This window comes from Paraliomyxa miuraensis (assembly GCF_026337845.1).
Lineage (GTDB): Bacteria > Myxococcota_A > Polyangia > Nannocystales > Nannocystaceae > Paraliomyxa > Paraliomyxa miuraensis.
The window spans coordinates 103130-114013 of the sequence record NZ_JAOVZF010000154.1 but is presented as its reverse complement, the minus strand read 5'-3'; the positions used below and the strand labels follow the sequence as shown (position 1 = coordinate 114013).

The 10884-nt window shown below is 69.0% G+C and carries 6 protein-coding genes; 1 reads left to right on the top strand and 5 read right to left on the bottom strand.

The genetic code is table 11. The features are described from left to right. Positions 1–13 precede the first annotated feature (13 nt). From OEB96_RS22685 to OEB96_RS22665, 5 genes are all read right to left on the bottom strand, one after another. Positions 14–1219 carry a formylglycine-generating enzyme family protein gene (locus tag OEB96_RS22685; RefSeq protein ID WP_266218732.1) on the bottom strand — a complete coding sequence of 402 codons (1206 nt, stop codon included), beginning with the start codon at positions 1217–1219 and terminating at the stop codon, positions 14–16. Between the two features lie 24 nt (positions 1220–1243). Beyond that, on the bottom strand, positions 1244–2248 hold the full coding sequence (locus tag OEB96_RS22680) for a hypothetical protein (protein WP_266218731.1): 1005 nt from the start codon (positions 2246–2248) through the stop codon (positions 1244–1246). A gap of 14 nt (positions 2249–2262) precedes the next feature. Further along, a complete protein-coding gene (locus OEB96_RS22675) occupies positions 2263–4110 on the bottom strand; it encodes a serine/threonine-protein kinase (protein ID WP_266218729.1) in 1848 nt (615 codons plus the stop codon). 265 nt (positions 4111–4375) lie between these two features. After that, positions 4376–7429 (bottom strand): serine/threonine-protein kinase, encoded by a 3054-nt coding sequence (locus OEB96_RS22670; RefSeq protein WP_266218727.1) that lies wholly within the window; start codon positions 7427–7429, stop codon positions 4376–4378. Between the two features lie 32 nt (positions 7430–7461). Continuing rightward, positions 7462–8073: an RNA polymerase sigma factor gene (locus OEB96_RS22665; RefSeq protein ID WP_266218725.1), complete on the bottom strand. Its 612-nt coding sequence runs from the start codon at positions 8071–8073 to the stop codon at positions 7462–7464. A 338-nt stretch (positions 8074–8411) separates the two neighbouring features. On the opposite strand from OEB96_RS22665, the gene OEB96_RS22660 reads away from it, so the two are divergent. After that, positions 8412–10850 carry a hypothetical protein gene (locus OEB96_RS22660; RefSeq protein WP_266218723.1) on the top strand — a complete coding sequence of 813 codons (2439 nt, stop codon included), beginning with the start codon at positions 8412–8414 and terminating at the stop codon, positions 10848–10850. The last annotated feature ends 34 nt before the right edge of the window (positions 10851–10884 follow it).

Sequence of the window (10884 nt, the reverse complement as noted above, 5' to 3'; positions counted from 1 at the left end):
GCCCGGGTGGTCGCTACATTGCGGGCAGGTCCCACACGCAGCGAAAGCCGATCGTGAAGTTGGCCGTGTCGGGGGCGGACTTGCTGCGATCGGCGGTGCGAAACGCGAAGGGGCTGTTGTCGTGCAACGAGCCCCCACGCATCACGCGTTGCGTGCCGCTCCCGGGTCCCGTCGGGTTGTTCACGGCGCCCTCCTCATAGGAGGACGCGTACCAGTCCGACACCCACTCCCGCACGTTCCCGGCCATGTCGAGCGCGCCGTAGGGGGAGGCCCCCAGCGGCTTGCTTCCCACCGGCCATGTCGTGGCCATCGTGCAGCCGGGGCCGTCTTCATCCATCACCGCCAGGGTGCAGGTCGGCTGGGGGCCGTTCCCCCACGGATACTCCAAGGCGGTCACTCCCCGTGCGGCCTTCTCCCACTCTGCCTCGGTGGGAAGACGCTTCGAGCCGCCCTCGGCCCAGCTGCAGAACTGGTCGGCCTGGAGCCACGACACGCAATTGACCGGGTGGTCCTCGCGGCCCGCCACCATCCAGTTGCACGATGAGTCGGTCAGCGGGGCCGTGCAGATTCCGGCGGTGACGCACTCGCCATAGGCGGCAACGGTCACCTCCGTGGCATCGACCAAGAAGGCGTCCTCGTGGACCTGTCGGATCGGCCGCTCGTCGGCGTAGCCGTCCGAGCCCATCGTGAACGTCCCGCCGGGCACCAGGACCATGCCGGCTGGAACCGCGCACCCGTCGAGGTTCCAGTGGCAGGTCTCGCTGCAGGCCAGCCTCCCCCCGGTGAGCCCCAGGCTCTCGCACGTGGCCTCCGCGAGATCGAGCCCCTCGCAGTTCTCGGTCGGATCGATGATGCCGTTGCCGCATGCGTAGGTGCACCCGCTCGTGATGAACGAGCAATCCATCCCACACTCGAGCGCGCCGCCATCGAACCCCAGGCTCTCGCACGTCGCGCCTTGCCAGTCGATGCCGTCGCAGTCCTCCCCCAGCTCCACGTCACCGTTGCCGCACTCCGCCATGGAGGCGCTGGTCGTGTCGTCCTCGCTCGGCTCCGTGGATGCGGTCGCGGTCGCGGTCGTGGTCGTGGGCGCCGTCGCAGTCGTACCCGGCGTCGTCGGCGAGCCGTCGTCCACGAGCCCCGTCATGATCGGCAGCGGCGGCGCCTCCCCCACGCAGGCCATCCCCCATGCCGCACCCAGCCAAGACCATCGCCGATTCATCGCCAGCTCCTCGTTCTTGCCCGGTCAAAAGCTCACCGTCAGCGAGAGGCCGATCCGCTCGCGGGAGAGCACCGGGACGCTCAGGCTCGCTCGTCTCCGCCCTTGCTCGTGGCGTTGCATCCGCAGCACACCCCATGTCGTCAGCCCGCCGCCCGCCGCCAGGAGCAGCGAGCCCGTCACTGCCATCGTGGACCCGACCCTGCGCCAGCGCCCCTCCCACTCGTCGAGATCGTCGAGGTACTCGCTCCTTCGATCCGCCGAGTAGGTGCCTTGGTCGAGCGCATCCCGCCGAGCTCGCGCTCGCTTGCCGACCTGGGCCATGTTCCACAGGCCTCCGCCGAGGAGCGTGACGCCGCTCGCGAGGGCCACGGATCCGCCGACGAGGATCCATACGTCGTAGACTTCGCTCCCTCGAGGCTGCTTGTTCTTGGTTTTCGGGGTCTTGGTCCTCGGGGTCTTGGTCCTCGTCTTCTTGGTCCTCGGCTCGTCCTCCTGCTCCGCGGGTGGGCTCGACAGGGCGGCCGCCGCTTCTGCGGCTTCGATGATCTCGGTCTCCTTGCGCTGCTTGCGGATGCTTCGTAGCTCGCTGCGCAGGCGTTCCTGCTCCATCTGCAGCCGAAAGGGCACCTCCTCGGCCGTTCCGGCCTGGTGGTCCCGCGTGCGCAGGTCCAGGAACTCGCGCAGCAGCACGATCGGCTCGCCGAGCAGCGCCATCTCGTCGGGGTCTCGCTCGTATGCCGCGCGATAGCTCGCCAGTGCGTTGTCCACGGCGAGCTCTCCCATCAACCCCGAGCGTTCCCCTTCGGGCAGCGAGCGATGGGCCGCCGCATACGAGCGAGCCGCCGCCGCGTGATCGCCCTCGTTGCGCTGCGCCTCGGCCTGGGCCATCAGGCGGTCGAACTCGGCGGTGCTCTTCTTGGAGGGGCGCGCCGCCGCCCAGACCCACGACGACGGCAGCGCCCCTCCGGGCCCCGCCACGAGCGCCAGCGCCATCACGACGCACGCACGATGAATCGACGACCGAGCCATGACTGCCTGGGTGCCTACCTCGCGGTGACCATGAGCGCCTTGCTCTTGCTCCGCGTGCGAAACTCCGTGCTCTGGACCTGCGCCTTGGCGCACGAGGCCGCCGGTCCGGTGGCGGTCAGTCCCATGATCCCACCGCTCGCGGTCACCAGGAATTTCACCGTGACCGAGCCGCCGCCGAGCTGTACGGCACACTCCTTGGCGATCTTCTTCTCGAGTCGCTTGACCAGCACCGAGTCCGAGGGAGGACCAGAGGGCTTGGCCTTGGTGCGCTTGGGCTGAGGCTGCGGCTCGTCGGACGGCGTGTCCGGAGCGCCTGCGGTGGGCGTGGCCTCGTCGGTGCTCGGCTCGTCACCGGCCGTCGTGCCCGGCGGCGCTTCGCTCGGTACGGCCCCGCTGGATGCCTCGGTGGGTCGCTCCGTGGCGTCGCCGCTGTCCGCCCCATCGGGTGCGGTCACGACCTCGGGGGCATCCGCGATCGGCGGTCCATCCGCGGCCTGCTGTACCTGTGGTCCATCCGCGGGCTCGGGTGACGGCGCCTCGATGGTGGCCATGCCGTCCGAGGCCGGCTCGTCGTGGGTGGCGGCCACCACCGCCAGCGCGGCGGCCATTGCCACCGTCGCGGCCGAGCCCAGCACCAGCCAGGCCACGGTCCGGCGTGGTCGAGGGAGCGACCCCGAGGTCTCGATCCCTCGCAGGGTCGCCTCGCCGACCGCGGGCACCGTCTCGCCCGATCGCGACGGTGAGGGCGCCGAGGAGTCGTACACCAGCCCTTGGGGCGTTCCTCCGCGCATGGGCGGGGTTGCCCCATCCACCGCATGATCCTGGGCGCCGATGTTCATGGGCTGGAGCGCCACCTTGGTCGTCGAGCCCACCGAAGATCCCCGCGGCACCTCTCGTGGGATCGTGGTGGGCTCCGATGGGATCGGCTCGGGGACGATCGCCCTTCGCGGCGGCACGGTCATGGTCGGGAGCGCAACCGCCTGGTCTGCCAGCGTCTCCCGGCCGATCGCGTGCAGCCGCTCCCGTACCACCTGCATGTCGGCCGGGCGCCCTTCGGGCTCCTTGGCCAGCATCTCGAGCACGAAGGCTTCCACCGCGGCCGGCAGCTCCGGCACCTGCTGCCTCGGGCTCGGCACCGGCTCGAAGCACGCCATGCGCAGCAGTTCGAACACGGTCGGGGCCGAGAACGGCGCCCGTCCCACCAGCATCCGGTAGGCCACCACCCCCAGCGAGTAGACGTCCGATCGGACGCTGGCGGGCTCCTTGGTGCGCACCATCTCGGGCGCGATGTAGCTCGGCGTGCCCAGCACCTGGGCCGTGCCGGTGAGCGTCTGGCCGCGGTCGTGGCCCTCGAGCTTGGCGATTCCGAAGTCCACCAGCTTCACCAGCGGCTCACCATCCTCTTCGGTGAGGAAGCAGTTGGCCGGCTTGATGTCCCGGTGGATCACCCCTTGTGCATGGGCAGCCCGCAGCCCGCTGGCGATCTGCAGCAGCAGGCCGTGGGCTTGCGCCCAGGGCAGCCGCCCCCCCGGCTGCGATCGCAGCAGCTCCTCGAGGTCCCGGCCCACCAGGAACTCCATCACCGAGTAGGCCAGGCCCCCCGTCGTCTCGCCGTAGTCGAGGATCTCCACCACGTTGCGGTGTCGGATCTTCGAGGCGGCCTTGGCCTCGCGGAGGAAGCGCTCGATGTACTCGCCCTCGGCGGCAAACGAGGGCCGCAGCACCTTGATCGCCACCGGCCGATCGAGTCGCAGGTGACGGGCCGCGAACACGGCCCCCATGCCTCCCGATCCCAGCACTCGCCCGAGCTCGTAGCGGTTCTCGAGCACGGTGCCGCCGAGCGCCGCCAGGGCTGCGGGCACGCTGGGAGATCCTGGGCCGGGGGGAGACATCGCGACGATGGGCACTCTAACAACCAACGGGCCGGTCGTCGCACGATCGCAGTCGGGCGGTCGTCCGCGGCGCTCGCCGTGGAATCGACTCCTCCACCCACTTGGTCGCACGGGTCCTCCGTGCCGGAGTGAGCGAAGGGCCCGTGTTGCCCGTGGTCGTTCCTACAGATGCGTACGTTGCGCGTCTTGCCGCCGAGTCGACGAGCGCTCGTCGAGGGTGCGCCGTGGCATGCGGCTACAGCAGGTCCCGTGCTTCCAGCCAGCGTCGCATCTCGGCCAGCGACGTCTCTACGACCTTGCCCTCGGCGGCGACGTATGCGTCCTTGGCCATCGTGGCCGCGCGCTCACGCTGCCTGGGCTCGCTCCACAGGGCCTGCGCGAGGATGAAGCGAGCCCAGGCCACGTGCTCGGGGGCGACGGGCTGCGACTTTGCGATCGCGAGCGCGTGCTCTGCCCGCTTCTGGGCGTCGGCGAAGCGGCCCGCGCCGATGTCGAGCCTGGCCAGCCCCAGCAGGGGCCTGACGAGCTCGACGTGGTCGGGGCCCAGCGCTTGCTCTCGGAGCGCCAGCGCCTCCAACGAGTGGGCCCGAGATTCCTCGATACGGCCCAGCGAGTCCAGGATCGCGCCGAGGTTGTTGTGGGTCAGCGCGAGGTCGAGCGGGCCAAAACCCTCGCCTTGCTCCTGGAGCTCCAGCGCTCGCGCCACGTGGGGGAGCGCCGCTGCGTGGTCGCCAAACATCGACGTCACCACCCCGAGGTCGAGGAGGGTGGTGACGGTGTCGGCATGCGCGGGACCCAGAGCTCGCTCGCGAATGGCCAGCGCGCGTTGCAAGTAGGACTGCGCGGCTTGGTGCTCCCCTCGCTGGGCCAGCATCTTGCCCATGTTGGACAGCAGCGTGGCGAACTCCGGGTGTTGGGCCCCCAGCGCCTTCTCCTTGATGGCCAGGGCTCGCTCGTAGCTGCGCAGCGCCTCGGGGCGACGGTCGGTCTGCATGTGCAGGTTGCCGATGTTGGCGAGGGTCGCGGCGATGTCGGGGTGCTCGGGCCCCAGCGCGGACTCCTGGATTGCCAGCGCACGCTCGAGGACCACGAGCGCCTCGTCGTGCTTGCCCTGCTGCTTGAGCACGAGACCGACCCCGTTGACGGCCATGGCCACCTTGGGGTGACCCGGGCCCAGCACCCGCTCGAGGATGGCCAGCGCGCGCTGCTGGTGCTCGAGGGCCTGATCGAGCTCCCCCTGTGTCCGGAGCACCGCCGCGATGTCGTGCTCTGCGCTCGCGGTGCTGGGGTGGTCGGTCCCGAGCGTGCGCTCGAACACACCGAGCGCCTCGCGGAACCGTTCCAGCGCCTGCCGTGGCTCCCCTTGCTCGCGCAGCACGGAGCCCTCGTTGACCAGCGAGTACCCCTCGACGGCCGGCTCGGCGTAGGGACCCCGGGCCAGTGCCAGCGCGGTCTTGCCCCACCATCGACCCTCGTCGTGGCGCGCGAGCCGGTAGCCCACCACCCGCACCAGCCAAGCGGCGGTCTCGGCCTGCAACGAGTGGTATCCAACCTGGGCCGCGAGCAGATGCGATCGCTCGAGGTCCGATGCGGCCTCGGCATACTCGCCTCGCTCGTCGCGAGCCCGTCCGCGCTGGAACAGGGCCTCGACCATCAGCGGCGTGTACTCCAGCGCCGTCGCCCGGTCCACGACGTCATTGGCGGTGGTCCACGCGCGCTCGTACTGGCCGGCCCGCAGCGAGGTGGCGGCCTGCTGCAGGCGCTCGCGCTCGGCTCGAACCCGGGCATCGAGCTGCTGGTCCTCGGGAGGGGCCAGCTCGGCGCGCAGCGCCTCCACTTCGTCGCACCGCTCCAGCCGAGGCAGCCCGACCAGCAGCTCGGTCGCCGTTTCCACCCCTTCGGCATCGATCTCGACGAGGAGCTCCACCGACTGCGCCAGCGCGATGCGACGCCGAGCGAGGCACTCCATCCGCAAGTCCATCGTCGCCGCCGACTGCTCCTGCCGCACGGAGGTCGCTTCGCAGACCTCGGTGTGCTTGTCGGCCCACCGGGCCGCGTAGTCGTCCAGGCGCTGCTCCACGCGCTCCCAGGTGTCGGCTGCGTAGGACACACGGGTGTGCAGGAGCGCTCGCTCGACCTCCTGGCGTCGCGCATCGTCCCACACCCCGCGCAGGTGGGCATCGGCGCCCTCGCAACGAAAGCCCACCTGCGCGTACGAAGCCAGGCCGATGCCGGTGGCGGTCAGCCCGAGCGCGAGCCCGGTGGCGAGCGCTCTCCACGTGCGTGGGGCCACCTGCCGGCGCAGCGCAGCCAGCAGCTCGTCCATCGACGACCAGCGCTGCTCGGGGTCGGCCGCCAGTCCTCGCAGGAGGATCCGTCGGACCGCCTCGGGAACTCCGCTGCCCTTGGGCGCCGGCTGGACGTTCCCCGTGGACATCGAGTGCAGCAGCGCGGCACGTGTGGTCCCCGCGAAGGGGCGCGCTCCGTAGAGCGCCTCGTGGAGCGACACGCAAAACGCGAACTGGTCGCTGCGCTGATCGGTCCCGAGGCCCTCGAGCTGCTCGGGTGGCATGTACCCGCGCGTCCCCATCACGGTGCCCGTGCTCGTGAGCGCCGTGTCGAACGCATCGCCGTCGGAGCGAGCGCTCGACGATGGGCCGGACTCGGCGGCGCTGCCGACATCGCGCACGAGCCCGAAGTCCAGCACCTTTGGACACCCCCGATCATCCACGATGCAGTTGTCCGGCTTGAAGTCGCGATGCACCAGTCCCGCCGCATGGGCGGCCGCGAGTCCGGCTCCCACGTCGATGTACTTGCGAACGCGGGCTCGCCAGTCGTGCTCGCCTTCGTGCCACTGCCGCAGCGTCCGGCCCACGACCAGCTCCATCGCGATGAAGCGCCTGCCGTCGACCATCCCCACCTCGTAGACGTGCACGACGTTGGGATGCGACAGCTTGGCCAGGGCCTGCGCCTCGCGCTGCAAGCGAAGGGCGTGCTCCTCGCTGGTCTCCGTATGCAGGACCTTGATCGCGATCGAGCGGTCGAGGGACTCGTCGTAGGCCTTGTAGACCGTGCCCATGCCGCCGCGCCCGATCGTGCCCAGCACCACGAACCGGCCCAGGGAGACGAGGCCCGTGCTTCGACCGAACAGCCGCTTTCCCACCGTCTCGAACACGATGCGGCGCTCCAGGCTCTGCGCCGACGTCGAGTCGCTGCGTTCGTCACGCGACCCCGGCGAGTCGGGCTTGGTCGTCGGATCGGCGTCGACGGGCGAACGCGAAGAGGTCACGACTCCACCATCCTGTTCGTCGCTTGCTGCCCTCAGCACGCATCCAGGACGGTGCGGAGCCCCCGTACCCGAGTGGCCAGCTCGTCCTCGCTCGGCACGGGGGTGGAGGTCAGGAACTCGGGCGACTCGAGGATCTCGCGAAGCGCCTCACGAGCTCGCCGCATTCGGCTCTTGACCGTGCCCTGGGGGAGGTCGAGCGCCACTGCCAGCTCGTGGGTCGTCATGTCTTCCCAGTAGTGCAGCTCGAGCACGACCTGCAGCTCGACCGGGATGTGTCGCATGGCCTCGAACAGGCGCTGGTGCTCCGCGTTGCGGGCGGCGATGGTGCTGGGGCGAGGGTCGCAGGCGGCGACCGAGCTGCGGGAGGCATCGAACTCGAGCCGATCACGGGACTGCGAGCGCAGGTAGTGCCACAGGCAGTGCCGCGCCACTCCGAACAGGAAGGCCCGAAACGTCGCGTCGCCCCGGAAATTGGACTTGCTGCGCACGCACTCCAGCATCGTGGTCTGGATCAGATCCTCGCAGCTCTCCGGGGCCTTGGTGCGGAAGAACCGATAGAGCGCGTCGAAGTGGCGACGGTAGAGCTTCTCGCCTGCACCGTCATTGCCGTCGGCCCATGCTCGCAGTAGCGCCTCGTCGTCCACGGGCGCGAGGATAGGATGGCTGCATCGAGCCCGCCCAGCGGATGCCGTCGCGAAGCGACGCCTCCCACGGGCCCGTGCCTGGCGGGCTGGTGTCTTCGCGTGACATGGGTGCTCGTGGTGGGATCCATCGAGCGAGCGCGATTTCGCGATGGTCGCGCATTGTGCGCACGAGGCGTCACGAGTCGTGAGTCGCCGCCGCTGGCACGGGCTCGGCCCGAGCGCTCCGCGGGTGATCGCAGGAATCGTCGGACCTGGCGATCCGCACGGGGCGATCCGGGCACATGGCCTTCAGCAAGGGACTGGTCCCTGTGCACATCACGCTATCGACGGAGGTTTCCATGTTCGCGCACCCGACCCGCTTTGCGCTCACCCTGTCCACCCTCACCCTCGGCATCGCTTGTGCAGTCGCATCCGATGACGACGACGACGCCGAGTCGCCCGAGCTGCGCTCGAGCTGCTGGGGAGCCGCGTGCTGCCCCTCCGGTACGATCGCCGTGACGGGCACGTCGGCGGACGACACGCTGCAAGCGGCGTCGTCCTCGGAGTGCCTTTTGGGGCTCGAGGGCGACGACGAGCTGTACCTGGCCGTGGGAGGGACCGTGCTCGGCGGTCCTGGCGACGACGTCGCCTACGGCTCACCGGGCTCGGAGTCGTTCTTCGGGCACGACGGCAACGACACCATCCAAGCGTCCGGAGGCAACGACGAGATCTGGCCGGGCCCGGGCATGGACACGGTGACCGCGGGCTACGGCAACGACCTCATCGTGATCAACGCCCTGTGCGAGGTCGCGGCGGGGGAGAGCCTGACCGGAGGGCCAGGCACCGACACGATTCGCTCGCCCTTCACGGAGGGGGAGCTGATCGCAGCGGGAGCACAGCTCGCCTCGATCGACGTGTTCGAACGCGTACCGCGGGACATCGGGAAGGCCGAGTGCTGCGATGCGGGCGCCTGCGGCGATCATGGCACCTGCGAGGAGGATCAGGGGATGGTGAGCTGCGCGTGCGAGCCGGGCTATACGGGGCGCACGTGTGCGTTCGAGACCGCGAAGGTGCTGCCGGAGTTCCTCGGGCTCGCCGATCCGACGTCGTGGTCGTTCGACCCGCTCGGCAACCGCTACTACCGGCGTGCCACCGAGCTGGAGCTCGAGACCAATGGCTGGCAGCCGGGGACGTTCCTGGTGACGCTCGGAGGGCTCGACGAGGCGTTTGCGGAGGCAGAGTCCTCCACGATGGTGACGCTGCCGATGACCGATGCGACGACGATGCAGCTGCAGCTCGATCTGCGGGCCACCGACGACACTCGCAAGTTCGTGAGCATGGACGGCTCGCAGGTCGATCCCACCTCGGGGGGGCCCGTGATCCAGGGCTTTCGGCCGACGTTCAACACCTACGGCTCGAAGGTCACCACGCTCGCGACGGGCACGGATCTCCACGGGATCGTGGCGACGGCGGTCACCGTGCAGGAGCTCGGGCAGTTCGACATCCAGGGGGTGGCCGATCGCACGGGGGCCAACGGACAGAGCGCGGACGCGGTGGTGGTGAGCAATCCCGATCCGGACTGGTACATCGAGGATGTGCCGGGGTCCACCGCGGGGCCGAGCGATGTGTACCTCGTGTCATGGAGCCCCGCGCCGCAGGCCACGCAATGGCCGCCTGGCAATCCCAGCGACATCTGCGTCACGCCGATCATGGTGCCCGACACTACCCCGGGCTGGCATCCGTGTGACTTTCTCGAGCCCGATCATCCGGCCCAATGTGCCGATGGCATCGACAACGACGGGGATGGCGTCATCGATGGAAAGTCGAACCCCAACGATCAATCCTTCGACGAAATGTGCGAGCACACCTCGGGCTGCGATCCCGCCACGCCGGGCAAGAACTACCCGCCCCACACCCATGTCACGGAGGTTGGCAAGCACTTCGGGTTGTTCGGCGACGTCAGCTGGTGCACGAAGCACAAGGCGAACTGGATCCCCTTGCTCTACGAGCTTGGGGCGAAGACCGAGACGATCTACCTCGCACGCCCAGGAGAGGTCGATGACGGAGAGGAGGGCGACTCGGGGTACTCGACGGCGTACGATGTGCTGCTGGATCGGCAGCAGACGCCAATGCGATTCTCGGCGGCCAAGTGCTGGATCCTCGGTAATGAGGCGAGTGCGACGCAGTGCAGAGACAATGGTGGCGCCGACTGCGGCATCTTTGGTCCGGGGCATACGCACGAGTATCCCTATGCAGGTCTGGGCTCCAGTCTCGGCGATGATGAAGTGTTCAGTGACTACTTCGGTGCGGCGAGGCTCGATCTCGCTCATGCTGCCCAACTCCCGGATGGTCACAATATCGACTATCCGCTCGACTTCATGCAAGTCGTGCTCAATGTGAACGAAATTCTGTGGAGCGCCGAGGGGGTCACCCTCAATTGTCATCAAGCTTCGGTCGTCAAGTCGGGAACGACGGGGAACATGTCCCTGACCTCCGCCCACGAGTTCGGCCACGGGTTCTCCTGCGAGCATGAGGACGCCAGAATCCTGGACGGAGGCTCGAATATCCACAAGTGGTCCGCCATGTACACCGAGAACCCGGACAATCCGACCTATGACCTCTATGAAGACGAGAAGGACTTCGAAAGCAATCAGCCGGACGCTGGCGACACCCGCACCAGGAGGTTTGCCGAGCCCTGCGCTCATCTGATCGCCCAACGCGTCAACCAGCATAGCAAGATCTACACCAACGACTGTGACTCTCCCAATTTCGACTGGGGTCCCACGTTCGGATATTGAACCGGCCACCGCGAAGGCGTCACCGCTCCCGCGG

What these genes read in the sequence shown, in the direction of transcription:
- OEB96_RS22685 (WP_266218732.1), bottom strand. Translation starts at nt 1,219, where the DNA reads ATGAATCGGCGATGGTCTTGGCTGGGTGCGGCATGGGGGATGGCCTGC.
- OEB96_RS22680 (WP_266218731.1), bottom strand. Translation starts at nt 2,248, where the DNA reads ATGGCTCGGTCGTCGATTCATCGTGCGTGCGTCGTGATGGCGCTGGCG.
- OEB96_RS22660 (WP_266218723.1), top strand. Translation starts at nt 8,412, where the DNA reads ATGTTCGCGCACCCGACCCGCTTTGCGCTCACCCTGTCCACCCTCACC.